Raw genomic sequence first — 26,449 nt, forward strand, 5'->3', positions numbered from 1 at the left:
GCGATGCTTCGCGCCCGAGCGTTCCGATCGACGCGCCGCGCCTCGCCATGCGGAGCGCCCGCCCATAGGGTGATATCATGCTGAAATCCTTGCTGACCCCCTTGCAGCTTCGCGGCGTGACGCTCGCCAACCGCGTCGTGATGTCGCCCATGTCGCGCTACTTCTGCGCCGGAGGCGTGCCGACGCGCGACGTTGCCGACTATTACCGCCGCCGCGCCGACGGCGGCCTGGGCCTGATCATCACCGAGGGCGTTTCCGTCGACCATCCCCGCGCGGTCGACAATCCGGGCATCCCGCGCCTGCACGGAGAGGACGCGCTCGCCGGCTGGCGCTACGTGGTCGATTCGGTCCATGCCGCCGGCTGCCCGATCTGGCCCCAGCTCTGGCATCAAGGGCCGATGTGGAACGTCGAATTCGCCGGCGCGCATGCGACGGACACGGCAGCCCTGCGCCCGTCCGGCATCTGGGGTCCGCCCGACGGCGTGATCTCCGTCCATCCCGAGCGACGCCTGCAATCGCTGCCCGAAACCGCGCCGATGCGCGAGGAGGAGATCGCCGACGCCATCGCCGCCTATGCGGCGTCGGCGCGCAATGCGGTGGCGGTGGGCTTTGACGGTATCGCCGTCCACGGCGCCCATGGCTATCTGATCGACAGCTTCCTGTGGCAATATACCAACCGGCGTGCCGATCACTGGGGAGGCACCCCGGCGGCGCGGGCCCGGTTCGGCGCGGAGGTGATCCGCGCGATCCGTGCAGCGGTAGGCGAATCGGTGCCGATCGCGCTGCGGATCTCGCAGTTCAAGATGCAGGATTACCGGGCGCGCCTGGCCGATACGCCAGCGGAACTGGCCGAACTGCTCGGCCCGCTGGCCGATGCCGGCGTGGACCTGTTCGATTGCAGCCAGCGCTTCTTCGATACGCCGTTGTTCGAGGGATCGCCGCTGAACCTCGCCGGCTGGGTGAAGGCGTTGACCGGCACCCGAACGATGACCGTCGGCGGCATCGGCCTGGGCAAAAGCGGCAAGCCCGCCGCGCATATCGATCGCGGCCAGCCGTCGGACAACAACCTGCCCAGCCTCGTCGAGCGGTTCGATCGGGACGAATTCGACCTGGTGGCAGTCGGACGGTCGCTGCTGAACGATCCGGAATGGCTGCGCCGCGCGATCGAGCAACGGGACTTCCTGCCGTTCGATCCCGCCAATCTGGAGCGCCTGGCGTGAGCGGTGCCGACCTCGCCGCCCGCATCGACCGGATCGAATCGCAGCTCGCCATCCAGCAACTGCCGATCCGCTACGCACTGGCGATCGACGCGCGCGACATCGATGCATGGCTGGCGCTGTTCATTGCCGATGTCGACTGCGGCGCGGCAGGCAAGGGCCGAGAGGCACTACGTACCACGATCGAGCCGGGCGTCCGCACCTTCTACCGCTCGATTCATCAGATCTGCGGCCACGCCATCGACTTTGTCGATGCCGATCACGCCGCAGGCCGCGTCTATTGCCGCGCGGAGCATGAGGATCGCGGCGGCTGGTACGTGATGGCGATCTGCTATTTCGACGAGTATGCGCGCCGCGACGGTGAGTGGTTCTTCACCCGCCGCCGCGAACGCCATTGGTATGCGGCGGACCTGCTCGAACGCCCCACCGCACCGTTCCGCGGCTGGCCCGGGCACGACCGCAACGCTCCTCGCCTGCCGGCCGCCTTTCCGAGCTGGAGCCGCTTCTGGGCGCAGGTTCCCGACGCCGAGATCGCGACGCTGACGGCGATGCCGGTGGAGAGCGAAACGCGGTGAGACGAAGGGATTCCTAGCGCGCGAAACGCAGCATCCCGGCAGTCTTTTCCGCGACCTCCGTCAGAACGCGGGAGACCTCCTCGATCCGCTTGTCGAGGCGGCCTGTCGGGCCGGCCACGAGCAGCGCAATGCGGCGCCGGTCGAGATCATCGTTGCCGGGCAGCGCGGCGGCGATGCCGACCGCGCCGAAAATGCCCTCCTGGATGCTGACGGCATAGCCGTCGCTGCGGATGCGTGCCAGCTTCGCTCGCAACCGGTCCGGATCGGTGAGGGTATTGGGGGTAAGCTGCAGGAACTCGGTCTGCGCGATATAGCGTTCCTGCGTGGCGGGCTCCTCATAGGCGAGGATCGCCTGGCCCGCGGCGGTGCAATAGAGCGGCCGGCTCGACCCCAGCGACACGCTGTACCGCACCGTCTGGCGACTATCGACGCCTTCGATATAGGTCACGGTCATCGATTCCGGATCGAGACGGGTCAGCACCGCCGTTTCGCCGGTGCGCTCCAGCAATTCCTCGATCGCCTCGTGCAGCACCGGCGACATGCTGGGCCGCGATGCGAGCATCGCGTGCGCCATGCGATAGGCTGCCCCGCCTAGGCGATAGCGCTGGTTGAGCACGGTCAGATGCTGCGACGCGACCAGCCCCTTCAGCATGTTGAGCAGGCTGCTCTTGGGCGTGTCGACCAGCAGCGCCAGTTCCGACAGCGATATGCCGTCGCGGCGATCCGCCACGGTCTCCAGCACGCTGAGCACCCTGCCTACGCTGCGGGGTGGGTCCTGTATCGGCCGACGATGGTCCTGCACTGGAAGCTCGGCCAGGGGCACCTATTCCTCCGGGATTTCTGTTGCCAAACTCTACGATGTCACATTCGATGCGCAAGCCGCGCTTCTCACGCCATCGCGGATATGAAGACGTCGGAAAGCACATACGCGATGACGGACAGATGGTTCTTGCCCTTGTGCACGTCCCCTAGGCACATCGCAGGAAACGGCAAGAAGGTGCGGGAGCGAATATGTCGGAACTGATCGAGACGCGGGACGGCCGGGTCGTGACCCTGATGCTGAATCGGCCCGACTCGATGAACGCACTGACGGATGGGCTGATCGATCAACTGATCGAGGCCTTCCATCGTCTCGGACGCGACCCGGACGTCGGCGTCATTGTCCTGACCGGCGCCGGCAAGGCATTTTGCGCCGGCGGCGACGTGAAGGACCTTTCGGGCCGCGCCGAGCGGACGCTGGAGAAGCGCATCGAGGATCTTCGGCACAAGCAGCATGTTGCGCTGGCGATGCATCGTTGCCCGAAGTTGATCGTGGCAGCCGTCAATGGTGCTGCGATGGGCGCCGGCATGAGCATGGCGCTGGCGGCCGATTTCCGCATCGTCGCAGCCTCGGCGACGTTCGGCACCGCCTTCGCCGCCGTGGGCTTCTCGGGCGATTTCGGAATCAGCTGGACGCTGGCGCGGCTGGTTGGGCCTGCCAAGGCGCGCGAACTTCTGATCCTCAATCCCCGCCTGAAGGCCGAGGAGGCCGACCGGCTCGGACTGGTCACACGCCTGGTCGAGCCCGAGCGCCTGGCGGAGGAAGCAGCGGCCTTCGCATCCACGCTGGCGGCGGGTCCGCTGATCGCTTGGAGCATGATGAAGCGAAACCTGAACTTTGCCGAGAGCAACGACCTGGCAGCGACCCTCGATCTGGAAGCAGCCAATCAGAGCCGATGCGCAATGACGGAGGACCATCTCGAAGCACGCAGTGCATGGACCGAGCGGCGCCCGCCGAACTTCAGCGGGCGTTGAGAATGCCGGTCGAGTCCGTCGCGGGCCGTTCAGCCGGCGACGGCCTGCAACTGGTGGAGCACCGGCAGCACGGCGCGGTGCCGGTTGGCCTGATTGCGGAACGCCAGCGTGCCCGGCGGCGGATAAGCGCCGTTCAGACGCGCGATACAGTCACGCGCGATGCTGATCGTTTCGGTCAGATGCTCGGCAAGCAGGCCGGACCGGTCGACGATGGCGATCGACACGCTTTCGACACCGTCGCTGGACGGGGTGGTCATCGCCAGCATGGCAGTCCCGCCCTCATCCGAGAACACGTGGCGATCGCGACGGATGTCGGCGATCCGCGCGATCAGTTCGGCGGGCGGCACCACATCGGCGAGATCGGCAACTTCCGCATTCAGCCGGTGGATCAAGGCACGGACCTGCCGGTCGTCGAGCGATGCCATCAGGCTCAGCCCCACCGCGGAATGCAGCAGCGACGTCGCGCTGGCGAACACGTCGTCCACCGACATGTCGGTGGTCGTGCACGCGGTCATCCATTGCAGCTTGTTGGCATTGCGCCGTGCGATCCCGACCGCGAAATTGGTCCGGTCCGCGATCTCGCGCGCGACCGTTAATACCGGCCCCTCCTGGAAGAAGGGCTCACCCAGCCAGCAGCCGAGCAGCGGCAGACGGTGGGTCGGCAGGAATGCCCGCTCGTGCGCATCGTAGCTGAGATAGCCGACGGCCACCAGGCTGCGCATCAGTGCCGAGGTGCTCGACTGCGGATAGCCGAGATCGTTCGCCACGTCTCCGACGGTTGCCGCCCCGCGGCGACGATCGAAATATTCCAGAATCTCGAGCACGCGGACGGCCGATTTCACGACCTCCGGCATGCGGTGCTTGCGAGTGGCGACCCGTGGGGTGGCAACGTCCATGTCGTTTCCTCCGTCTCCTAACGCTGGTTCCAGTGGATCCGCTGCGCGGCCACAATTCTGTTTACAGAACAGCGTTCATGTATATGAACACCGCCGAGGGACGGTGTCAACGTCCGATTTGGAGAGCAAGGCATATGCGCGGTTTGGAAGGGAAGGCGATCATCCTGACGGGCGGAGCGAGCGGCATCGGTCGCGACGCGGCCATCCGTCTCGCGGAAGAGGGCGCGAAGGTCGGCATTTTCGACCTTAACGAAGCAGGCGCGCAGGAAGTCGTCGACAGCATCGGCGCGGATCGTGCCGCCGCCTATCGCGTCGACATCAGCGATCGCGAGCAGGTCGCAGCCGCCATGGCGGCATTCGAATCGCACTTCGGGCCGACTCAGGGCCTCGCCAATGTCGCAGGCTGGGACTCGGCGCGCCTGTTCATGGACACCGATCCCGCCGTCTGGGACAAGGTGATCCGCATCAACCTCTATGGTCCGCTGGTGATGCATCACGTCGTCGTGCGCGGCATGGCCGAGCGTGGTTTCGGGCGGGTCGTCAACATTTCGTCCGATGCGGGCCGCGTCGGCTCCTCCGGCGAATCGGTCTATGCCGCGTGCAAGGGCGGCATCATCGCCTTCACCAAGACGCTCGCGCGCGAGCTGGCACGCAACGGCGTGACCCTGAACATTCTGTGCCCGGGGCCGACCGACACCCCGCTGTTCAGCGACTTCACCAAGGACATGCCGGGGGGCGATCGACTGGCCGAAGGTCTCGCCAAGGCGATTCCGCTGCGCCGCCTGGGTCGCCCGGACGATTATGCCGGAATGATCGCATTTCTGTTATCCGACGACGCGGCCTTCATCACGGGGCAAACCATCAGTATTTCCGGTGGTCTCACAATGGCCTGATGGGCGGTTCCCATGACACAGATGAATGCCCTGTTCGCGTTGGGCGAGCAGCAGATCGCGGTACGTGATCTCGTTCGCCGCGTTGCGCGCGAAAAGGTGGCCCCCCGGGCTGCCGAAATCGACGCGACCGCGGAATACCCGCAGGACATGTTCGACCTGCTGAACGAACTCGGCCTGTTCCTGCTGCCCTTCCCCGAAAGCTATGGCGGGGCGGACGACCTGCTGTCCGGCTGCGTCGCCGTCGAGGAACTGGGGCGGGTCTGCTACAACACCGCCTATATCCTCTTCATGCAATGGCTGCCGATCGGTGCGATCATCGGCGGCGGCACGGCGGAGCAGAAGGATCGCTACCTGCCCGATCTGGCGGCGGGTCGGACGCGCGGCGCCTTCTCGCTGACCGAATCGCAGTCCGGATCGGACGTGTCCGGCATCAAGACCCGCGCCGTTCGCGACGGCGCGGGGTACCGGATCAGCGGCAACAAGATCTGGTGCACCAACGCCGCCAAGTCGGACTTCGTGCTGGTCGCGGCGAAGGTCGACGGTGCGGACAAGGCGGGGATCAACTTCTTCATCGTGCCCACCGACACCCCGGGGTTCGAGATCGGCCGCAAGGAAGACAAGAGCGGTGCACGCGGCGTGCCGTCGAACCCGCTGTTTCTCGACAACGTCGTCGTCGGGGAGGAGCAGCGGATCGGGCCCGAGGGGGATGGCTTCCGCTGCGTCGTCGAGGCGCTGAACAGTTCGCGCCCGATCGTCGCTGCACGCGGCGTCGGACTGGCCCAGGGCGCCATCGACCATGCCACCGACTTCATCAGCACGCGTCGGGCGTTCGGACGCACGGTCTCCGATTTCCAGGGCATTCGCTGGATGATCGCCGATATGGAGATCCAGACGGAGGCAGCGCGCCAGCTCACCTATCGCGCCGCGACGATGGTCGACGCCGGGATCACCGGCCAGGCCATGGCCAAGGCCGCGGCGATCGCCAAGACCTTCTCCAGCGACACCGCGATGAAGGTCGCGACGGACGCCGTCCAGCTGTTCGGGGCCGCCGGCATCTCGGCGGAATATCCGATCGGACGGTATTTCCGCGACGCCAAGGTCTTGCAGATCATCGAAGGCACCAACCAGATCCAGCGCAACCTGATTGCGCGCACGATTCTGGGACGCGAGCAGGAAGCACGATCATGAACGACACGAACGACGACTATCCGGTGATCGGCCTCGGCTGCGCCTATGAGGATCTGCCGCTGGGACGGAAATTCCGCACGATCGGCCGGACCTTGTTCGAAGCCGATCTGGTGGCCTTCACGACCTGCACCGGCATGACCGAAGTGCTGTTCACCAACCTCGAATTCCTGAAGGCGGAAAGCGACATCAAGCGCCAGGTGATCCCCGGCGCGATGGTGTTCACCTTCATCGAAGGGCTGCTGGTCCAGTCGACGATGCAGCACACGGGGTTTGCGTTCCTCGGCATGGACTTCAAGATCGAGGGCCCCACCTTTGTCGGGGACACGATCCACGCCGAATGCGAGGTGATCGAGAGCCGGCGCAGCAGCAGCCGCCCGAACCGTGGCCTGGTCCGCACCCTGAACCGCGTGTTCAAGCAGGATGGCAGCCATGTGCTGACCTACACCCCGCTCCGCATGGTGAAGGCGCGCACCACGGGCTGACGCGAACTGGGACGGCCGGAGAACAGAAAGAGGGCGGGATCAGACGATCCCGCCCTCCTTTCCTATCCGGTCACCAGACCAGCGGCAGGTGCTCGAAACTGCCGTTGACGCCGGTCTTGAGCCGCGGCGCATCGGCGGGATCGAGCGCGAAGTCAGGAATGCGCGTCAGCCATTCCTCGAGCAGGATCTTGAGCTCGAGACGCGCCAGCATCGAGCCGGGGCAGACATGCGGCCCTGCGCCGAAGGTGGTCTTGCTGCCCGACTTGCGGGTAAAATCGACCGTCAGCGGATCCACATACTCGGCCGGATCGACCGCACCAAGGGGTGTGGACAGGAGCACCCGGTCGCCTGCGCGCATCTCCACCCCGTGAAAGTCGATGTCTTCGACCACGCCCCGTGCCGGGTTGGTAAGCGCGAAGCGGCGGAGAAATTCCTCGACAGCCGGCTGGATCAACGCGGGCTGCTCGATCAGCTGGCGGCGATGCTCCGGCGAGCAGGCAAGGAACTGCATGATGTGCCCCATCATCGATGCGACCGTATCGAGCCCGCCGATCAGCAACAGCGTCGACAGACCAATCGCCTCGTGCTGCGTGATCGGCCGGCCATCGATCTCGGCCGTCGCGATCCTGCTGATCAGATCCTGGCCCGGGCGGGCCGCACGTTCCATCACGTGGCGTCCGGTATATTCGAACAGCAGCTTGATCGTCTCTTCCTTGGGGCCATCGGCGACGACCTGCGCATTGGCGAGCGGCAGCAGCGTCAGGCGATCCTCTTCGGGGAGATCGACCATGCGCATGAAGATCTTGATCGGCAGGTGTTGTGCGAAATCCTTGATGAATTCGCAGCCGCCGCGCGGCTTCATGCCGTCGATCAGCTCGATCGCCAGCGCCCTCGCCTCCTTCTCGCGCTCCTTCAATGCCGAGACGATGAAGGCGGAGGCGAACAGCTTCCGAAAGCTTTGCTGAACCGGCGGGTCGAGTTCGATCGGCGCGAGCTTCGGCGCCTCGGGAGGGCGGTTCGGGTTGAGGCTGGCGCCCTTGGTCGAGGTAAACCGCTGATAGTCGCCAAAGGCTTCGGAAAGATGATCCCGGCGCGTCAGGATCCAATGGCCGCCATTATACGGCGACCAGAAGATGTCGGGCGCCTTGGCGCGCACGGCGAGAAATGCCTCATGATATTGCTCGTCACCCGTGATCGGACGGTAGGCGTCGAAATCGACGACCAGTTCGGGCGGAACGTGCGCGGGCACGGGATATTTCTGGGCAGGGGTTTTGAAGGTCATGGGCTTGTTCCTGCTAAGGGAGGTCAGACGGCGCTGGTTTCGGGCCAGGCCGGGCTGCGCTTCTCTCGGTGGGAACGCACCCCCTCCTGCGGCTCGAAGCCTGCAAATCCGAGGAATTCGAGCGCCAGGCTGGCGTCGAAGGTCGGCCCCATCTGGCGCAGCCAGTTGTTGAGCGAATGCTTGGTCCAGCGGATGGCGGATTGCGCGCCGGTGGCGAGCCGCGTCGCCAGTTCTACCGCCTTGTCGTCCAGCTCGCTGTCCTCGACCGCCAGCGAGATCAGACCGATGTCCGCGGCCTGCTCGCCGAGCAGCGTATCGCACAGCAGCAGCCAGTATTTGGCGCGCGCCATCCCGCAGAGGAGCGGCCAGATGATCGCCGCATGATCGCCGGCCGCGACGCCCAGGCGGGTATGGCCGTCGATGATCCGGCAATCCTTCGTCGCCACCGAAATGTCGGCGAGGATGCCGGTGACGAGCCCCGCCCCTACCGCCACGCCGCGCATGGCGCTGACGACCGGCTTGTTGCAGTTGATCAGGTTGTAGACGATCGCCCGCGCTTCCTTCCAGCCGCGCGCACGCGCCTCGGGGTCGTTCATCAGATCTTCCACCATCGCGAAATCGCCGCCGGCGGAGAAAAACCGGTCGTTGCCCGTGATGATCGCGGCGTTGACGTCGGGATCGGCGTCGAGATCGTTCCATATCTCCGCCAGTTCCCAGTGCATCCGATGATCGGCGGTATTCATCTTGCCATTGTCGAGGCGGATGCGCAGCACCTTGGGGTGCGGGCGGTCGAAACTAAGTCGTTCGTATTTTGCGTAACGATCGGTCATCACATGCTCCGGAAACGGGTCAGGCGCCGGTGATACCATGCGCCGCCCGCACCGCACCGGCGCGGCCGCGCATTTCATATTCTTGATGCGTGCGCCGATCAGGGTATCAGCACGACCTTCCCGCCCGCGGATCCGGCATCCACCAGCCGCTGGGCATCGGCAGCCTGCACCAAGGGAAAGCGCGCCGCGATCGCCACCTCCAACGCGCCGGCACCCGCTGCCTGGGCCAGCCGGGCGAGCCGATCGGCATCCGCGTGCACGCCGAAAAAGCCGGGCGTGCACGGCAGCCCCTCCGCCGGGATGGGCGTGGTGGAGACGGTGCGGATCCGCCCGCCGGCCCGCACGTGCCGGCAGAGATCGGCAACCAGCGCGCCGCCCACGGTATCGGCGACATGATCGAACGGCGCGCCGGTCCATTGCTGCTCGCCCAGCACGATCGCCTGCGCTGCGCCCAGCGCAATCGCGGTATCGACATGCTTCGCACGGACCGCCGCCACGACCCTGGCACCCCGCGCCCGCGCCGCGTGGAGCGCGAAGCGGCCGACGGCGCCGGTTGCGCCCGTCAGCAACACCGTCTCGCCCGGCTGGACATCGAGCTGCTCCTCGATCAGCTGCACCCCGGTGAGCCCGGGCGTCGGCAATGTGGCCGCCGCCTCGAACGACAGCGTATCGGCGATCGGCGCGGCGGACCTAGGCGCGACAGCGGCATATTCGGCATAGGCGCCCTGCACCAGCGCATCGAGCATCGCGGCCACCCGCGTACCCGGCGGCATCGCCGCGTCTTCCGAGTACACGACCTCGCCGGCGACGTCGTAGCCCGGAACCTGCGGGAATTGCAGCGGACGGGTGCGGGCGAACATCCCCGAACGCCATTTGCCGTCGGCCGGGTTCACCCCGATCGCGCACACCCGCACGAGCATCTGCCCGGGTTGCGGCACCGGGCAAGGCAACCGCGCCTCGCGCAGGACCGAGGCATCGCCGTAACCGTCGAACACGATCGCCCGCATGGTTTCCGCCGTCATATGCTGCCTCCTTGGATCCTGTTCGCCGCACCCTCGCCGCCGCGACCATGCCATCACATAGGAGCGGTCGTGCCCGTATCGATTCCGGCATCACAAGCCTGATGAGTGCCGCGTGCATTGCGCATGCGCGTCGTCCTTCGCCACATAGGGCCGGCACGGTGACCGGTGCACCCAGGAGAGAGAAGCAGAATGACGGACTATCGCGCCAGCGGACTGGCAACCTTCACCGCGATGTTGGGCGAAGAGATCGCGCAGCGGCTGGCCAGCCAGGCCGATGCCGGCGGATTTCTTTCCGGGAGTTCGGCGCTGGCACTGGATTTCGCGTTCGGCGGCGTCTGGTCGCGGCCCGGGCTGGAGATGAAACAGCGCAGCCTTATCGTCATCGCGATCCTGATCGCCACGCGCCAATATTCCGAGCTGAAGAACCATGTGCGCATCGGCATCCGCAACGGCCTGACCGCGCGCGAGATCGAGGAAGCGCTGATCCAGTGCGTGCCCTATCTCGGCTTTCCGGCGGTCGCCTCCGCCCAGGGCCCGGTGATCGAAGTCCTGCGCGAACTCGGGCTCGACCCTTCGGTTCAAACTCCGGAAGAGCGGGGCGTGCTGTGATCGGCGCGGCAGGGCATGCGCCGATCGACTTCCGCGATCGTGTCGTCGTCGTCACCGGCGGCGGCGGTGCGCTCGGTGCGGCCTTCTCGAAAGAGCTCGCGCGGCGCGGCGCGGCCGTGGTCGTGAACGATCTGGGCGGCGACACGACCGGTCAGGGTTCCGCCGCCGATTATGCCGATGTCGTCGTGCGCGAAATCGAGGCGGCCGGCGGCCGCGCCCTCGCCAACTATGATACGGTCGCGACCGAGGCCGGCGGCGAGGCCATCATCGATGCCGCGCTTTCGCGCTTCGGGCGCGTCGATGCGGTCATCAGCAATGCCGGCAACCAGCGCAATGCGGGCTTCGGTGCGCTTTCGGCCGACGACATCGACGCCGTGCTGGCCGTGCATGTGAAGGGCGCGTTCTTCGTGTGCCAGCCCGCCTACCGCGCGATGCTGCGGCAGGGATATGGCCGCTTGCTGCTGATCGGATCGCAGTCCGGCGTGTTCGGCAATCCCTTCCGGGCCAATTACGGTGCGGCGAAGACGGCGATGATCGGGCTGATGAACGTCATCGCGCAGGAGGCCCCGGCCGGAATCGCGGTCAATTGCCTCTTCCCCAATGCGCGCGGCGGCCGGCTGGGGGGAACACCGCTGGCCGAGCGCCCGGACGGCGCGTTCCTGAAGGCGGCGGGCGAGCGGAGCCGGCACTATGCCGACGCGATGACGCCCGAGTCGGTCGCGGCGATGGCCTGCTACCTCGTCAGCAACGCCTGCACCACGTCGCAGAACATGTACTCGGTGCTCGGCGGGAAGTTCGCCCGGATCTTCATCGGCCTCACCCAGGGCTGGTGCCAGCCGGGAAGCGAAGCCCCGACCAGCGAGGACATCCTCGACCATCTCGCCGCCATCGACGACTGCACGCGCTTCGACATGCCGCGCAGCGGCCTGGAGGAAATGGACACGGTGGTCGCCGCGCGCCTCGCACAGAAGGGCACCCAGGCAACGGGCGAATAATTTCTTTAACGATCGTTTGGATAATGCTATATCGCTCGGAAACGGCGCTGCGGAACGCATTCGCGAGAAGCGCATGAGGAGCGGATACGCATGGGTTTCGAGACGATCCTGTATGAGGTGAACGACAACATCGCGACGATCACGCTGAACCGCCCCGAGGTGCTGAACGCCATGGGCGGCGGGATGCGCGAAGAGCTGATCGCGGCGTTCGACCTGACCGACGGTGACGACGATGTCCGCGCCGTCGTCGTTACCGGAGCGGGCAAGGCGTTTTGCGGGGGCGCCGACTTTTCGAAGGGCGCCGCCGTGTTCGACAAGAACCGGGATCCCGCCCATAGCCCGGTCCGCCCGGACGGCAGCATCGACTATAGCAATCCCCTGTCGCGCGACGGGGGCGGCCTGGTGGCGCTCCGCATCTTCCGCAGCCTGAAACCAGTGATCGCCGCCATCAACGGCGCGGCCGCCGGCGTCGGCGCGTCGATGACGCTGCCGATGGACATCCGCATCGGCAGCGAGAAGGCGCGGATGGGCTTCGTCTACGCACGGCGCGGCATCGTCCATGAATGCTGCTCCTCCTGGTTCCTCCCCCGCGCCGTCGGCATCAACAAGGCGCTGGAGTGGAGCTTCAGCGGGCGGATCATCCCGGCCGACGAGCTCAAGGCGGCGGGGCTGCTCAGCCAGGTCGTGCCGCCGGAAGAATTGCTGCCGGCGGCCTATGCCATTGGCCGCGAGATCGCCGAGAACACCGCGCCGGTGTCGATCGCGCTGATGCGGCAGATGCTGTGGCGGGGGCTGGGCATGCCCGATCCGATGGACGCGCACCGGATCGAAAGCCGCGGCATTTCGACCCGCGGGCGGACGCCGGACGCAAAGGAAGGCGTGAAGTCCTTCATCGAGCGCCGCCTGCCGGAATTCGAGTGCAAGGTCTCGAGCGACATGCCCGATTTCTATCCCTGGTGGGAGGAGCCGGTGTACGGCTGACTCCGTCCGTCATCTAGCATCGCCGGAACGCTCCGCGAGAGAGGTGGATCATGAAGACCGCGATTACCGAACTGTTCGACATCCAGCACCCGATCCTGAACGCCGGCATGGGCCGCATCGCCTATCCTGAAATGGTGATCGCCGTGTGCAACGCCGGCGGGCTGGGCGTGTACGGCGCCGGCTCGAACCCGCCCGAGCGGGTGCGCGAGGATATTCGCCGCATCCGCGCCGCGACCGACCGCCCGTTCGGCATCAACGCGCCGCTTGCGCTGCCGAACGCGATGGAGAATGTGAAGATCGCGCTGGAAGAAGAGGTGCCGGTCATCAACTATTCGATGGGCCGCGGCGACTGGATCGTGAAGCGGGCGCGCACCTATGGCGGCAAGGTCATGGCGTCGGTCAACAGCGTGAAGCTGGCGGTCAGCGCGCAGAAACACGGCGCCGATGCGGTGATCGCCGCCGGACACGAGGCCGCCGGCCATGCCGGTGACATCACGACGTTCGTGCTGGTCCCGCGGCTCGCCGAGCTGCTCGACATTCCGATCATCGCGGCGGGCGGCGTCGCCAACGGCGCGGGCCTGGTGGGGGCGCTCGCGCTCGGTGCGGAGGGCGTGTCGATGGGCACGCGGATGCTGCTGACCAACGAAGGCGTCGTCCACGACAATTTCAAGCAGCGCGCCGTCGAATCCGACGTCGACCGGACGCTCTATTCGAACAAGTTCGACGGGCATATGTGCCGCGTGCTCAACACGCCGGGGCCGGAGCGGATCTACAACGGCAAGCAGTCGCTGAACCCGGTCTCGATCTTTCTGCAGTCCTTCGGGATCGCCCGCGAGCTCGAGCAGCCATATCTCAAGATGTTCTCCGACGTCTTGCGCAAGGGCCCCAAGGAGACCTTCGCGATGATGCGGATGGCGCGGATGCTCAAGATGGGCACGCTCGCGCGCGACACCGGCGACCTGGAACACGGCCAGTGCGGCGCGGGCATGTCGGTCGGGCTGGTCCACGACATCCCGTCGATCGCCGAGGTGATCGAACGGGTGGTCGCTGAGGCAGAGGAAAGCTTCGGCAGGCTGGCGGGCCTGATGGAGCGCGACGTCGTGGCACGCGAGGCAGCCGCGGCGGCCGGGCGGAGCATCTCCTCCGCCGCAGCTTGATCGGCGGCGCGCCTTGTGCGAGCGCGCAGGCATGGAGCTGACGGGACATGAACGCCATGGCGCCCCCCGGCGCTGAACCGGCGCCGGTGCGCGGGCGGGGACGCCCCCCGTCCGCCACCCGCCGTATCGAGCTGCTGGACGTCGCCGCCGCCATGTTCGCACGCGAAGGCTATCACGGCACGAGCATGCGGGCGCTGGCGGAGCGCGCCGGAGTCAACCCGGCGAGCCTCTATCATTACTTCCGGTCGAAGGAAGACGCACTGCTGGAAGTGTGCCTGACCGGCATTCGCGATTCAGCGGAGCGGCTGGACGGGATCCTCGCCTCCCCGGCCGCGATGGCCGCGCGCATTCGCCTTTTCGTCGAGGCGAACATCACCGACCTCGAACGGCGCGCCGATTACCGCCACGCCTATTACGAACAGCGCGAGCATCTGAGCGCCGAACAGCGCGAGACGATCGATCATGAAAGCCGCCGGATACGGCGCCTGCTGGACCGCATGTTCGAGGAAGCGCGTGCAGCGGGCGAACTCCACGCCACGCTCGACGCGCGCCAGGCCAGCCTTGCCACCGCGTCGATCCTGCAGGCGATCACGCGCTATTATATCGACGGGCCGATCCGCGACTTTCGTCTGGTCGCCCGGGGCATGACCGAAACGCTGATCCGCGGGCTGCAGGCCGAAGCGCGCGACGGCGCGCCATAGGCCTGAGAGTCTGTTCGGAAATGCGCCGCAGCGCATTTCGCGGCACCGGCCTGATACCAACCTGCACGGAGAAGAACCTATCTTCGTCCTCCACATCGTCACCCCGGCGAAAGCCGGGGTCCATTGCGGTCTCGCTATCGGCGCTTGCTGAGACCGAGAGGCGAATGGATCCCGGCTTTCGCCGGGATGACGGGTAGAGGCTGGAGGAGACGGTATCAACGCAGCCTGGTATGAGGCCTTTGGCGCGTCAGTCTTCGGCGGCGACGCGCACCGTCAGGCCGTCCAGTGCAGCCGTGATCGGGATCTGACAGGAAAGCCGCGAGTGTTCGTCGCGGTCCCCCGAGCTGTCCAGCAGGTCGCTCTCGTCGTCGCCGAGCGGCGGGAGCGCCGCTTCGAACCCCGGCTCGACATGGACATGGCAGGTCGCGCACGAGCAGCAGCCGCCACACAGCGCGAGCAACTCGTCGATGCCCGCATTGCGGATCGCCTCCATCAGCGACCCGTCCTCGTTCGCTTGGACCGGCACAGTCGTTCCATCGCGCCGGACGACGTTGATCGTGATCATGCTATTGGATCCTTCAAAGCTTTTCGGTGAGTTCGGGAACGACCTTGAAGAGGTCGCCCACCAGGCCGATGTCCGCCACCTGGAAGATCGGCGCGTCCTCGTCCTTGTTGATCGCGACGATCGTCTTGGAATCCTTCATGCCGGCAAGGTGCTGGATCGCGCCGGAGATGCCGACCGCGACATAGACTTCGGGTGCGACGATCTTGCCGGTCTGGCCGACCTGATAGTCGTTGGGCGCATAGCCGGCGTCCACCGCCGCGCGGCTCGCGCCGACGCCTGCGCCAAGCTTGTCGGCCAGCGGATCGATCACCGCATGGAACTGTTCGGACGAACCGAGCGCCCGGCCGCCCGATACGACCACCTTCGCGCTGGTGAGTTCGGGCCGCGCGCTCTTGGCGATCTCGGCGCCCTCGAACACCGACAGCCCCTGATCGCCGGTCGACTCGACGGGCGCGATCACGGCGGTACCGCCCTCGCCCGCCGCCTTTTCGAACGCGGTACCGCGCACGGTGATGACCTTCTTGGCATCGCGGGTCCGCACCTTGGCGATCGCGTTGCCGGCGTAGATCGGGCGGGTGAACGTGTCTTCGCCTTCCACCGACAGGATGTCGCTGATCTGCATGACGTCGAGCAGCGCGGCGACGCGAGGGGCGACGTTCTTGCCGGTGGTGGTTGCCGGCGCGACAAAGGCGTCGTGGTCGGCCATCAGCTTGACGACGAGCGGCGCTACGTTCTCGGCGAGCGCATGCGCATAGGCGGCATCGTCCGCCACATGCACCGTGCCGACGCCGACGATTCCTGCCGCGCGCTGCGCGACGCCCTGGACGTCGCTCCCGGCCACCAGGAGGTCCACCGCCCCCATTTGCGCGGCTGCGGCAACCGCCGCGAGCGTGGCGTCCTTGACGGCGCTGCCGTCATGTTCGACCCAAACCAGTGTCTTCATCTGTTTCGTTCTCCAAGTCGGCCGGGATTAGTTGGCGACGCCCATCGCCTTCAGCTTGCCGACCAGCGCGTCTACGTCCGCGACCCGGATCCCCGCCTGGCGCTTGGCGGGTTCGCGCACCTCGAGGGTGGTGAGCCGCGGCGACACGTCGACGCCATAGTCCGCCGCCGTCTTCTGGGCGAGCGGCTTGGACTTCGCCTTCATGATGTTGGGCAGCGAGGCATAGCGCGGTTCGTTGAGCCGCAGGTCGGTGGTGATGATCGCCGGGAGCACCAGCTTTTCCGTTTCGAGCCCGCCATCGACTTCGCGGGTCACGGTGACGCTGCCGTCCGCCAGTTCGACCTTGGAGGCGAAGGTCCCCTGGCCGACGCCGAGCAGCCCCGCCAGCATCTGTCCGGTCTGGTTGTTGTCGCCGTCGATCGCCTGCTTGCCCAGGATGATCAGGTCGGGCTTCTCTTCCTCGGCAACGGCCTTGAGGATCTTGGCGACACCGAGCGGCTCGACCGCCTCCTCGCTCGTCACCAAGATGGCCCGGTCGGCCCCCATTGCCAGCGCCGTGCGCAGCGTTTCCTGCGCCTTGGCGTCGCCCACCGACACCACCACGATCTCGGTGACGCCCTTGTCCTTCAGCCGGATCGCCTCTTCGACGGCAATCTCGTCAAAGGGGTTCATGCTCATCTTGACGTTGGCGAGATCGACGCCGCTGCCGTCGGTCTTCACCCGGGGCTTCACATTGTAATCCAGCACCCGCTTGACCGCCACCAGCACCTTCATCGGGATTCCTTCTCACTTCGCAATGGCGCACCTGCGGCGCCGCATTCCTGCATGCGCTCGTCATTGCCGCGTGTCGCGGCCGGAGCAATCCTCCGATCGGACGGCGCGTGGGTTATCGCGGTTGTGAAATGCGCGACGGCACGGATTCATCGTGGGCCGCCCGGTACCCGTCGGGTCGTCGCTCCCGGCGATAGCGCGCCGGCGTGGTCTTGTAGACCTCGCGAAAGGCATGGGTGAACTTGGCCTGATCGTAGAAGCAGTAGAGCGTCGCGATGTCCGCGATCGACATGTCCGACGCCTCCAGAACGGCACGCGCGCGGGCAAGTCGCCTGGAGCGCAGATACCGGCTGGGCGAGGTGCCGAATACGCTTTCGAAATATAGAAACAGCGCGCGGATCGGCACATCGAGCGCGGCGGCCATTGCGATCGTCGAGACGGGCTCGGTCAACTTCGATTCGATGAACGCCTCGACCCTGGCACGGTCGAGCGGGTAGCGCCCTTGCTCCTCGCGCGGCGCCCCATACAGCGCGGCAAGGCGCCGGCAAATCGCGAACGCAACATGATCCGCATAGATCGGGTCGCGCACCATGGCAGACGCCGGTGCGAGCGCATCGAGACACGCGAGCAGCCTTTCGTCGGCCAGTTCGGCAATGCGGATGTCGGCCATCAGGCCCGCCGAATGGATGTCGATCGCCTGCGAGAGAAAGTGTTTGTCGATCGCGAGAAACTGCGCCGTCCAACGCCCGCTGACGCGCGAACCGCCCCATTCCACGTCATAGCCCGAGGCGTGGATCTCGCGGGGTCGTATCCGGGTGGCGCGAGCGGCGCCTTCGCCCTGGATCGCATGCCCCACGACCAAGAACGAGGGCGCCGGCGCGACGAAGGTCGGCCCGTCCCAAAAGTCCGCCTGCAGCGCGACCACCGACTCGCTCCAGCGAAACACATCATGCACGCGGCCTGCTCGCGTCGCGGCGGCCAGCCAGGAATCGAGGGGCGACGGTGCGGTCATTGTCCTTTCCTCTCCCCCCCTGTCGTGGATCGCGTGCCGTTGTCCCACGCCCGGCAGCTGTGCGCAGGCCGGTCCCGTTCGCGCAGGCACACGCGCGATCATGCTCCAAATCGCCGCCGATACAAGGCTCCCGCCGCGTCGCCGCTGGCCTTGCAGTTTCGGACAATCGCCATCGCAAATGGGCAAGATACCATCGGCGTCCTGCCGCAAGGTCGATCGGTGGCGGCCGCAAAGAGCCGCATCGTTGGGAAGGATAGCATGAAAAACTGGATCATCGGCATTTCGCTGAATGCCCTCGGCGTGGCGCTGTTGCCCGCCCCGGCTGCCGCGCAAACGGCGGAGAAGCCCGACAGCCCGGCCGCGGATACCGGCATCACCGACATCGTCGTCACCGCGCGCAAGAGCGACGAGCGGCTCCAGACGGTGCCCATCACCATCAACGCCATTTCCGGGGACGATCTGGAGAAGAAGCGAGTCCAGACGGTCACCGACATCCAGTTCTACGCCCCCGGCGTGGTGATCAATCCCGAAGCGCAGGGCGGCGCCCCCGATTTCTCCATTCGCGGCGCGCGGCAGAACGGCGTCGTCAGTTCCCAGGGCGGGGTGGCCACCTATCTCGGCTATGTTCCCATCCCGTCGACCTATTCCGTCGCCTATGCCGCCTATGACCTTCAGAACGTGCAGGTCCTGAAGGGGCCGCAAGGCACGTTGTTCGGAAAGAACACCACCGGCGGCGCCGTCATCTTCCTGCCCAATGACCCCACGGACGTTCTCGCGGGCGGCCTCAAGGCGGGCTATGGCAACTATCATCGCAGCGAAATGGAAGGCTTTCTGAACGTGCCGGTATCGGACCGGCTCGCGGTGCGGATTTCCGGCAACTGGGTAGATCGTGACGGCTTCACCAGGAATCTGGTAGGGCCGGACCTCGATGCCGAGCGCCATTGGTCGGCACGCGGTATTGTCCGCTGGTCGCCCGTCGACGCGATCACCAACACGACGATGGTCGACTATGTCAAAGTCTACCAGACGCCGAACACCGGCAAGCTGGTCGCCTTTGGCGGCGGCTGCTATCTCTATTCGAATTGCACGACGCTGGGCACGCGCGAATTGGCGCTCGGTTCGCGCGAGACCTATTTGCCCGAAAATCTGTACCAGAACGCCAGGAATCTGGGCATCACCAATACCACGACGATCGATCTCGGCGGCCCCACGCTCCGCAACGTCTTCGGCTATCGCCACGACCAGTTCAATGACAATGCGAACTATGCCGGGCTGCCCCTTCCCCTGCTCAACATCGCGAATTTCAATCGCACCCACCAGTACACGAACGAACTGACGCTGCAGGGGAAGCGCCTGTTTGACCGGATCGATTACACGATCGGACTCTTTTATTCGCAGAACAACTTCTTCCAGGGCAGCCATATCGATGTTCTCGCGCTGACGCCGACGGGCGGTCTGCCGCCCTTCCTGCGCATCAGCCCGAGCAACATCCGGAACACCTTCCGCACCCGCGAGGAAGCGGTGTTCGGGCAAGCCAATTACCACTTCACCGATCGCCTGACCCTCACCGCAGGCGCCCGCTATTCCTCCGCCAAGCTGCGCGTGACCGGGCAGACCTATAGCGGCACGGTTTCGCCCACGGACAACAGCCCCGCCTGCGCGAATGCGCTGTTCTACAACCCCGCAACCCAGACGTTCGACCCGGCGACCTGCACGCTACGCGGCGCCACCCAGTCGAACCTCTTCACCTACAATGCCGCGCTCAGTTTCCAGATCACGCCGGCCGCGCTGATCTTCGCCAATGCGGGGCGGGGCGCGCAGGCGGGCGGCATCAACCTGCGCGTGATCGAGCCCGCCTATCAGGTGTACAAGCCGGAGCGGGTGAACAACTACGAGGCCGGCGCGAAGGTGGACTGGAAGCTTTTCGGACGCCCGATCCGAACCAATCTCACGCTGTTCTACGCCAAATATGAAAATCAGCAGCGCGTGGAGAACGGGACCTATATCGTCCCGCAGGGGCAGACCTTCATCGCCACCTTCAACGCAGCCTCCTCGACCAACTATGGCGCCGAGGCGGAGATCACCTACCGCCCCGCGACGCGCGTCGAACTGTCCGGATTCTATTCCTATATCCACGCGCGCTACGATCGCTTCCGGTCGCCCCAGCTCAACGCGATCGGTTTCCAGACGGGCGAAGACCTTTCCGGCCTGGCGATCGCAGCGACGCCCGCACATACCGCGAACATCACCGCGAGCTACACCGCACCGGTCGACCGCGGATCGGCAAGATTTTCGGCCACGGGCTACTACCGGTCCGGGGCCTATACCCAGGACATCCTCCAGAACAACAATACCTACATCCCGCAATATGCGCTGCTCAATGCACGAATCGATCTGATCGGCGTGCTGCCGGTCAACATCGGCTTCTGGATGAACAATGCCTTGAACAAGCAGTACAAGCTGCTTGGCCAGGACAACCTGACATCGACGGGATACGCCACCTATGTCTATGGCGCACCGCGAACCTTCGGCGCCGACGTCTCCTTCAAATTCTGAGCACGGCCCGGACGATTTCCGAAATATTGGGGGAGAGAGCAATCCTATGACGGCGCAACCTGGCAATATCGTGCTCGTGCACGGGGCCTATCATGGCGGCTGGTGCTGGCGGCGCGTGGCGGATCGGCTGCAACGGCGCGGCCATCGCGTCTTCACGCCGACGCTGACCGGCCTGGCCGATCGCGCGCACCTGCTGCGCCCGGACATCACGCTTTCCACCCATGTCCAGGACGTGGCGAACCTCCTCCTGTGGGAGGATCTGGAGGACGTGGTGCTGTGCGGGCACTCCTATGGCGGCATGGTGATCACCGGCGTTGCCGAGCAATTGGCGCAGCGCATCCGCAGCATCGTCTATCTGGATGCGCTGAAACCCGAAGCGGGGCAGTGTCTGCTCGACTATGCCGACCCGGCGGCGCGGCCCCATATGGAGGCGGCGATGCGCACCGGCCCGCTGCGCCCGCTGCCCGCCACCGCCTTCAACGTCAACGAAGCGGACCTGGCCTGGGTCGATGCGAAGATGACGCCGCATCCGCCGTTGACCTTCACCGAGAGTCTGCCGTCCGTCCGCGGACGGGAGTCGATCGCCCGGAAGATCTACGTCTATGCCTCGGGCTATGACTCGCGCCTGTTCCGCAAATTCGCCGAAGAAACCGCCCGCGATCCCTCGTGGCAGTGCGTCGGCATGCAGGGCGGACATGATCTGATGATCGACTCGCCCGACGATGTCGCGGCGATGCTGGACGGCGCGGCAGCGGATTGAACGACCACGCCGTCCTTCCCCCCGGAGGGCAAGGACGGCGTTTCGGTGTTGGATCCTACGCCGTCAGAACTTGAACGTGACGTCCGCGCCGAACGTGCGGGGCGCGCCATATTGGGCGGTGGCGTAGCCGAGCGCATTGGTCAGCGTGTCGAAGCCGAACACCTTGTACAGCTTGTTGGTGACGTTGTTCATCCACAGCCCGATATCGACCGGGGCCAGCTTCAGCACGTCGATCCGGGCGTTGAGCAGCGTGTAGCCCGGCAGCCGGGTGTAGGAAGTCTGGACAAGATCGTTGGTATAGGTGCTCGATCGATAATAGCCGGTCAGCGCCCCCCGGATCTTGCCCTCGGCTCCGACGCCCAGGCTGTACGCGATCGTGCCGCTGAGCGTCTGCTTGGGCGTGGAGGAAATGGCCGAATCGGAAAGGTTCTGGCCGCCGTTCACGCCGATCGGTGGGCTGAGGAAATTGTCGTACTTGGCGTGGATATAGGAGTAGAAGCCCGACAGCTCGAGCGCGGGCGTCGGCAGATAGTTCACCTCCAACTCGGCGCCGTAAATGGTCGATTTCGCCGCGTTGAACGTCGCGATAAACGTCCTGCCGCCCGGCAGCGTATCGTTGATGACGCGCTGCTGGTTGTCATATTTGGACAGGAACACCGAGAGGTTGGTGCGGATCGGCCGCCCGCCGAGATGCCAGTCGGACTTCAGGCCGGTCTCGTAGCTCGTCACCGTCTCGGCCGCGTAGGACTGGTACTGCGACATCGGAATCTGCGTGTTGAAGCCGCCCGCCTGGAATCCGCGGCCGACGCTGGCATAGAGCAGCGTCATGGGCTGCAGCTGGTAGTTGAGGCTGACGTTCCAGGTGATGGGATCGAAATCCTGCTCACGCCGGACGACGCAGGCGGCGCTGTCGAGCCCCGGATTGTTCGCAAAGAATTCCGACGTCTGGCAGCGCAGTGCGTTGTTGGTCGGCGAGATCGTGCCCATGAACTGCTGCGTGATCGCGCGCTGGTGCTCGTGCGTGTAGCGCGTGCCCGCGGTGATCGTGAACCGGTCGGTCACATGGTAGTTGAGCTGGCCGAACACCGCCTTTTGCTGGGTGTAGAAGGTGTTGTTTGCGATCGATGGCGAAGCGCCGAAATAGGAGGGCAGCCCGCCCGTCACCGCGCCGGCGGCATTGAACTGCAGATCGAAGACGCCGACATTGAAGTGCTGGTCGAACCGGCTGTCCGAATAATAGAAGCCAAGCGTGTAATCGAGCTTGTCGTCGAACAGCTTGCCGATGAAATCCAGCTCGTTGGTGACGGATCGGCCACGGGTATGGTTCTCCCCGCTCAGCACCGGTACCGTCGACAACCCGTCATTGTCTTCCAGATCGTCGTTCTTGTTGCGCTGATAGCTGAAGATGTTGCGGATCGTCAGCGCGCCCAGATCATAGGTTGCGGTGTCGGAGATGCCCCAGTTCTGCGAGCGTTCGAACTGCGGGATGACGAAATCGACCTTTCTGGCGCCAAGGCTCTGCTGCTCGGCAAGCGCCGACGCGCAATTGGCATAGAGCAGCGTGCACGGCGCAGCGACCGCGACGGTGATGCCCTTGATCGGATTGTTGTGGATATGGGTATATTCGGCGACCAGATCGTTGGTGAGCCGGTCGGTCGGCGACCAGCGCAGGATCGCACGCCCGGATTCGTGGCGCTCGTTGTCGAGGCTGGAGGGGCCGTTTCCGGTGGTCGCCACATTCTCGGTATAGCCATCGCGGCGGACAAAGCTGCCGGAGACGCGCGCGACCAGCGTTTCGGTAAGCGGCACGTTCAGCATGCCGGTCAGTTCGGTGCGGTTGTAGTTGCCGTAGCTGCCGGTAACAAAGCCTTCGAATTGCTGCGTCGGCTTGTTCGGCGCGAAGATGATCGCGCCGCCGGTGGTATTCTTGCCGAACAGCGTGCCTTGCGGCCCCTTCAGCACCTGGATCGACTGCATGTCATAGGTCGAATAGGCGATCGCGTTGGTGGACAGCAGCGGGGTATAGTCCATGTACACCGCGACGCCGCCCTGGCTGCCGATGGCGCCCTGCTGGCGGGTCCCGCGGATCGCGAAATCCGGCTGCCCGCCCTGCGGCTCCGGCGATTGCACCAGCCCGGCGACGTGAAACTGGACGTCGTTGGTGGTCTGGATCGTCTGCTGCCGGATTCCTTCCGAACTGAGCGCCGTCACCGTGATCGGCACCCGTTGCAGCTTCTCCTCGGTCTTGCGCGCAGTGACGATGATGTCGGCGATGCCATCGCTCTGGGGGGCGGCAGACGCCTGGCCGGCATCCTGCGCCTTGATGGGGTCACGCGTCGGCGGGCTGTCCTGCCCGAAGGCAGGCCCCGCGATACCGATGGCCGCGACGCCGGCCATCCCTAGCCATTTCTGCATCCCACTCTCCAAATATTATCGTTTGTTGTTGATTGCTTGTCGTCGTTGATCCGGCGCCGGCGCGTTCCACTCAGTCCATCAGGATCACCGATCGTGCGCTCGCGCCGCCCCGCAGTTCGTCGAAGGCGGTCTCGATCTCGTCGAGCCGGATGTGATGCGAGACGAGCTCGTCGAGCTTGAGCCGCCCCTGCAGATAGAACTGCACATAGCGCGGGATATCGACCGGGAAGTGGTTGGACCCCATGTTCGAACCCTGCAGGCGGCGTTCCTGCAACAGCGCCAGCCCGTCGATCTCGACCTTGGCGCCCATCGGCATCATCCCGCACACGGTGGCCGTGCCGCCGGCGCGGAGCATGTAGAAGGCGGCCGCGACCGTCTGCGGCAAGCCGATCGCCTCGATCGCGTGATCCACGCCGCCGGCGGTCATCTCCAGCACTTCGCCGACCATATTGTCCGATGCGACGACGATATCGGTGGCGCCGAACCGGCGCGCGAGTTCGCACTTGGCCGGCTGCCGATCGATCGCGATGATCCGGCCCGCACCCGCCAGCGCGGCACCGTTGACCGCCGACAGTCCGACGCCGCCGCAGCCGATCACCGCCACCGTCTGCCCGGGCCGGATGCCCGCAGTGTTGATCGCGGCCCCCGCCCCCGTCGTCACCGCGCAGCCGAGCACCGCGGCGCGATCGAAGGGCATGTCACGCGAGATGGCGACGCACGCATTCTCGTGCACCAGCGACTCCTCGGCGAAGGAGGACAGGTTGACGAACTGGTGGATCACTTCCCCGCCCTGCGAGAGCCGCGGCGGCGCCTCGGGCGGTCGCAGCGTTTCGCCCGTATTGCAGTTCACCAGCCGCCCGGTGACGCAATTCGGGCAATGCCCGCAAAAGGCGGACAGGCAGGTGACGACATGGTCGCCCGGCTTCACCGAGCGAACCTCCGAGCCGACAGCCAGCACGATGCCGGCCGCCTCATGGCCGAGGACGGCGGGCAGCGGATAGGGAACCGCCCCCTCGGCGAAGTGCAGATCGGAGTGGCAGACGCCGACGGCACGATTGGCGATGCGGACTTCACGCGGTCCGACATCGGCGAGGGTGACATCCTCGATTGACAGCGGCTTGCCGATTTCGCGCAGGACAGCGGCCTTCATCGGGCGGTCTCCGCGGTCGGCGTGGGAGAAAGGGTCATGGCAGCAGCCTCCTGATAAGTGGGATCGATCGTCATTTCGCGATGTTCACGACATGGGCCTGGGTGAATTCGCGCAGCCCCTCGACGCCGAATTCGACGCCGATCCCCGAGGCCTTGGCGCCGCCGAACTGGACGGTGGGGCCATAATCGAGATGCTTGTTGACCCAGGCGGTGCCGCTATCCAGCCGCGCCGCGATGGCGGCCGCCCGCTTGGCATCGGAGGACCAGACCGATCCGCCCAAGCCGTAGGGCGAGGCGTTGGCGCGGCGCAGCGCGTCTTCTGCATCCTGTACCCGGATGACCGGCAGCACCGGGCCGAACTGCTCCTCGTCGACGAGGCGCGCGCCATCCTCGATGTCGCGAACCACCGTCAGAGGGATGAAATAGCCAGGCCCTTCGGGAACGTCACCGCCGGCGACCACGGTGCCCTGCGCGCGCGCGTCGTCGAGCAGCGCGCGCACGCGGCGATACTGATCCCGATTCTGCACCGGCCCGAACTGGACGCCCTGTTCGAGCCCATTGCCGACCACCGCGTCGCGGGCAAGCGCCGCCAGGCCATCGACGATCGCGTCATACGCTTCGCTTTCCACGTAAACCCGCTTGATCGCGCTGCACACCTGGCCGCTGTTGATGAACGCGCTCTGGAACAGCGCCGGCACGACCTTTTCGGGCTCGACATCGTTCAACACGATCGCGGCGTCGTTGCCGCCCAGTTCCAGGGTGATCCGCTTCAGGTCGTCGGCGGCGGTCGCCATGACCTTGCGGCCGGTTGCCGAAGAGCCGGTGAAGGAGATTTTGCGCACGTCTGGATGGCCGGTCAGCACATTGCCCAGGTCATTGGCATCGGCCACGATGTTGAGCACGCCGGCGGGCACCAGATCCCGCACCAGCGCCCCCAGCCGCAGCGTCGTCAGCGGCGTCGTCGCGGCGGGCTTGGCGACCACGGTGTTGCCGGTGATCAGCGCCGCGCCGATCTTGGTGGCGACCATCACCAGCGGGAAGTTCCACGGGACGATCGCCGCGACCACACCGAGCGGGCGCCGGTGAATCTCGACGCGGCGCTGCGGCCCGTCCTCGATTTCCTCCACGGGCAATTCCACGCTGGCGTAATAGCGCAGCATGCCGACCGCACCCGCGACTTCCCATTGCGCCTGCGGGATCGGCTTGCCCTGCTCGAGCGTGAGCAGCCTCGCCAGTTCGTCGCGGCCGGCCTCGATCGCATCCGCAATCGCGGTGATCACGGCCGCGCGTTCGGCAAAGGAACGGGCGGCCCATGCCGGGAACGCCCGCTTCGCGGCGGCGACCGCGGCGTCGATCTGTGCGGCATCCGCCCGCGCCGCCACCGCCACCACCTGTTCGGTCGCCGGGTTCAGCACGGGAAGCTCGGCGGCCCCGGCAACCAGGGCGCCGTCGATCAGCATCGGAAAATCAGGCATGCATACTCCCATCTGCCCAGCCACGCGCTGACCAGGCGGTTCAGGTTCGGAAAATTGGTTGGATTGCCGCTGCTCGGCTCGAGGCGTGTCGCGCGACGTCGCCAAAAGGAGGCGCTTCCGCCTTCTTCCTCGCCCGTCGTGCCGTCAGCGCGGGAGTCGCATCGGCCCTAGTCGCGGCTGC

Annotated in this window: 25 protein-coding genes; 13 read left to right on the forward strand and 12 right to left on the reverse strand. The window is 65.9% G+C overall.

The window, feature by feature from the left end; genetic code table 11:
- The first annotated feature begins 77 nt into the window (after positions 1–77).
- Both SAZ01S_RS06620 and SAZ01S_RS06625 read left to right on the forward strand, forming a co-directional pair.
- The gene (locus tag SAZ01S_RS06620) at positions 78–1,220 is read left to right on the forward strand and encodes an oxidoreductase (protein WP_084581259.1); all 1,143 of its coding nucleotides are present in this window, start codon (positions 78–80) and stop codon (positions 1,218–1,220) included.
- The gene (locus SAZ01S_RS06625; RefSeq protein ID WP_084581260.1) at positions 1,217–1,792 is read left to right on the forward strand and encodes a nuclear transport factor 2 family protein; all 576 of its coding nucleotides are present in this window, start codon (positions 1,217–1,219) and stop codon (positions 1,790–1,792) included. The genes SAZ01S_RS06620 and SAZ01S_RS06625 overlap by 4 nt, the downstream gene beginning before the upstream one ends.
- Positions 1,793–1,805: 13 nt before the next feature.
- Here SAZ01S_RS06625 and SAZ01S_RS06630 read toward each other — a convergent pair whose 3' ends face one another.
- Positions 1,806–2,615, reverse strand: coding sequence for an IclR family transcriptional regulator (locus SAZ01S_RS06630; RefSeq protein WP_084581261.1), 810 nt, complete (start codon positions 2,613–2,615; stop codon positions 1,806–1,808).
- 188 nt (positions 2,616–2,803) lie between these two features.
- Here SAZ01S_RS06630 and SAZ01S_RS06635 point away from each other — a divergent pair, with 188 nt between their 5' ends.
- Positions 2,804–3,586, forward strand: a complete 783-nt coding sequence (locus tag SAZ01S_RS06635) for an enoyl-CoA hydratase-related protein (protein WP_084581262.1) — start codon at positions 2,804–2,806, stop codon at positions 3,584–3,586.
- 29 nt (positions 3,587–3,615) lie between these two features.
- Here SAZ01S_RS06635 and SAZ01S_RS06640 read toward each other — a convergent pair whose 3' ends face one another.
- On the reverse strand, positions 3,616–4,482 hold the full coding sequence (locus SAZ01S_RS06640; RefSeq protein WP_084581263.1) for a helix-turn-helix domain-containing protein: 867 nt from the start codon (positions 4,480–4,482) through the stop codon (positions 3,616–3,618).
- Between the two features lie 83 nt (positions 4,483–4,565).
- On the opposite strand from SAZ01S_RS06640, the gene SAZ01S_RS06645 reads away from it, so the two are divergent.
- From SAZ01S_RS06645 to SAZ01S_RS06655, 3 genes are read left to right on the forward strand one after another with little or no spacing between them, the layout of a single operon-like run.
- A complete protein-coding gene (locus tag SAZ01S_RS06645; RefSeq protein ID WP_245824662.1) occupies positions 4,566–5,375 on the forward strand; it encodes an SDR family oxidoreductase in 810 nt (269 codons plus the stop codon).
- 12 nt (positions 5,376–5,387) lie between these two features.
- Complete coding sequence (locus SAZ01S_RS06650) at positions 5,388–6,563, forward strand: acyl-CoA dehydrogenase family protein (RefSeq protein ID WP_218018034.1); 1,176 nt, start codon at positions 5,388–5,390, stop codon at positions 6,561–6,563.
- Positions 6,560–7,045: a MaoC family dehydratase gene (locus SAZ01S_RS06655; RefSeq protein WP_084581266.1), complete on the forward strand. Its 486-nt coding sequence runs from the start codon at positions 6,560–6,562 to the stop codon at positions 7,043–7,045. The genes SAZ01S_RS06650 and SAZ01S_RS06655 overlap by 4 nt, the downstream gene beginning before the upstream one ends.
- Before the next feature lie 70 nt (positions 7,046–7,115).
- Here SAZ01S_RS06655 and SAZ01S_RS06660 read toward each other — a convergent pair whose 3' ends face one another.
- The 3 genes from SAZ01S_RS06660 to SAZ01S_RS06670 all read right to left on the reverse strand — a co-directional run bounded on the left by SAZ01S_RS06660 (position 7,116) and on the right by SAZ01S_RS06670 (position 10,179).
- A complete protein-coding gene (locus SAZ01S_RS06660) occupies positions 7,116–8,327 on the reverse strand; it encodes a cytochrome P450 (RefSeq protein ID WP_084581267.1) in 1,212 nt (403 codons plus the stop codon).
- Positions 8,328–8,350: 23 nt separating this feature from the next.
- Positions 8,351–9,157 carry an enoyl-CoA hydratase/isomerase family protein gene (locus SAZ01S_RS06665; RefSeq protein WP_084581268.1) on the reverse strand — a complete coding sequence of 269 codons (807 nt, stop codon included), beginning with the start codon at positions 9,155–9,157 and terminating at the stop codon, positions 8,351–8,353.
- Positions 9,158–9,255: 98 nt separating this feature from the next.
- A complete protein-coding gene (locus SAZ01S_RS06670; protein WP_245824664.1) occupies positions 9,256–10,179 on the reverse strand; it encodes an NADP-dependent oxidoreductase in 924 nt (307 codons plus the stop codon).
- Positions 10,180–10,368: 189 nt separating this feature from the next.
- Here SAZ01S_RS06670 and SAZ01S_RS06675 point away from each other — a divergent pair, with 189 nt between their 5' ends.
- The 5 genes from SAZ01S_RS06675 to SAZ01S_RS06695 all read left to right on the forward strand — a co-directional run bounded on the left by SAZ01S_RS06675 (position 10,369) and on the right by SAZ01S_RS06695 (position 14,622).
- Complete coding sequence (locus tag SAZ01S_RS06675; protein ID WP_084581269.1) at positions 10,369–10,788, forward strand: carboxymuconolactone decarboxylase family protein; 420 nt, start codon at positions 10,369–10,371, stop codon at positions 10,786–10,788.
- On the forward strand, positions 10,785–11,783 hold the full coding sequence (locus tag SAZ01S_RS06680; protein ID WP_245824665.1) for an SDR family NAD(P)-dependent oxidoreductase: 999 nt from the start codon (positions 10,785–10,787) through the stop codon (positions 11,781–11,783). Before SAZ01S_RS06675 ends, SAZ01S_RS06680 begins: the two co-directional genes overlap by 4 nt.
- A 90-nt stretch (positions 11,784–11,873) precedes the next feature.
- Entirely contained in the window at positions 11,874–12,764 is an 891-nt protein-coding gene (locus SAZ01S_RS06685; RefSeq protein WP_084581271.1) for a crotonase/enoyl-CoA hydratase family protein, read from the forward strand.
- A 50-nt stretch (positions 12,765–12,814) separates the two neighbouring features.
- Positions 12,815–13,921: an NAD(P)H-dependent flavin oxidoreductase gene (locus SAZ01S_RS06690; RefSeq protein ID WP_084581273.1), complete on the forward strand. Its 1,107-nt coding sequence runs from the start codon at positions 12,815–12,817 to the stop codon at positions 13,919–13,921.
- Positions 13,922–13,968: 47 nt separating this feature from the next.
- Complete coding sequence (locus SAZ01S_RS06695) at positions 13,969–14,622, forward strand: TetR/AcrR family transcriptional regulator (RefSeq protein ID WP_084581276.1); 654 nt, start codon at positions 13,969–13,971, stop codon at positions 14,620–14,622.
- A gap of 247 nt (positions 14,623–14,869) precedes the next feature.
- Here the strand turns inward: SAZ01S_RS06695 and SAZ01S_RS06700 are convergent, their stop codons facing one another.
- From SAZ01S_RS06700 to SAZ01S_RS06715, 4 genes are all read right to left on the reverse strand, one after another.
- Positions 14,870–15,187, reverse strand: coding sequence for a 2Fe-2S iron-sulfur cluster-binding protein (locus SAZ01S_RS06700; RefSeq protein ID WP_084581278.1), 318 nt, complete (start codon positions 15,185–15,187; stop codon positions 14,870–14,872).
- Between the two features lie 13 nt (positions 15,188–15,200).
- Complete coding sequence (locus SAZ01S_RS06705) at positions 15,201–16,130, reverse strand: electron transfer flavoprotein subunit alpha/FixB family protein (protein WP_084581280.1); 930 nt, start codon at positions 16,128–16,130, stop codon at positions 15,201–15,203.
- Between the two features lie 27 nt (positions 16,131–16,157).
- On the reverse strand, positions 16,158–16,904 hold the full coding sequence (locus tag SAZ01S_RS06710) for an electron transfer flavoprotein subunit beta/FixA family protein (RefSeq protein ID WP_084581282.1): 747 nt from the start codon (positions 16,902–16,904) through the stop codon (positions 16,158–16,160).
- A 112-nt stretch (positions 16,905–17,016) separates the two neighbouring features.
- Positions 17,017–18,015 (reverse strand): helix-turn-helix domain-containing protein, encoded by a 999-nt coding sequence (locus SAZ01S_RS06715; RefSeq protein WP_084581571.1) that lies wholly within the window; start codon positions 18,013–18,015, stop codon positions 17,017–17,019.
- A 156-nt stretch (positions 18,016–18,171) separates the two neighbouring features.
- Here SAZ01S_RS06715 and SAZ01S_RS06720 point away from each other — a divergent pair, with 156 nt between their 5' ends.
- A complete protein-coding gene (locus SAZ01S_RS06720; protein ID WP_167693095.1) occupies positions 18,172–20,469 on the forward strand; it encodes a TonB-dependent receptor in 2,298 nt (765 codons plus the stop codon).
- Between the two features lie 46 nt (positions 20,470–20,515).
- The gene (locus SAZ01S_RS06725) at positions 20,516–21,229 is read left to right on the forward strand and encodes an alpha/beta fold hydrolase (protein ID WP_084581286.1); all 714 of its coding nucleotides are present in this window, start codon (positions 20,516–20,518) and stop codon (positions 21,227–21,229) included.
- A gap of 63 nt (positions 21,230–21,292) precedes the next feature.
- On the opposite strand, the gene SAZ01S_RS06730 is transcribed toward SAZ01S_RS06725, so the two are convergent.
- The 3 genes from SAZ01S_RS06730 to SAZ01S_RS06740 form a co-directional block, all read right to left on the reverse strand.
- Positions 21,293–23,644 carry a TonB-dependent receptor gene (locus SAZ01S_RS06730; protein ID WP_084581288.1) on the reverse strand — a complete coding sequence of 784 codons (2,352 nt, stop codon included), beginning with the start codon at positions 23,642–23,644 and terminating at the stop codon, positions 21,293–21,295.
- A 70-nt stretch (positions 23,645–23,714) separates the two neighbouring features.
- The gene (locus SAZ01S_RS06735; RefSeq protein WP_084581290.1) at positions 23,715–24,794 is read right to left on the reverse strand and encodes a Zn-dependent alcohol dehydrogenase; all 1,080 of its coding nucleotides are present in this window, start codon (positions 24,792–24,794) and stop codon (positions 23,715–23,717) included.
- 70 nt (positions 24,795–24,864) lie between these two features.
- The gene (locus SAZ01S_RS06740; protein WP_084581292.1) at positions 24,865–26,268 is read right to left on the reverse strand and encodes an aldehyde dehydrogenase family protein; all 1,404 of its coding nucleotides are present in this window, start codon (positions 26,266–26,268) and stop codon (positions 24,865–24,867) included.
- Positions 26,269–26,449 lie beyond the last annotated feature (181 nt).

It is taken from the genome of Sphingomonas azotifigens NBRC 15497 (genome assembly GCF_002091475.1).
Classification (GTDB): Bacteria; Pseudomonadota; Alphaproteobacteria; order Sphingomonadales; family Sphingomonadaceae; genus Sphingomonas; species Sphingomonas azotifigens.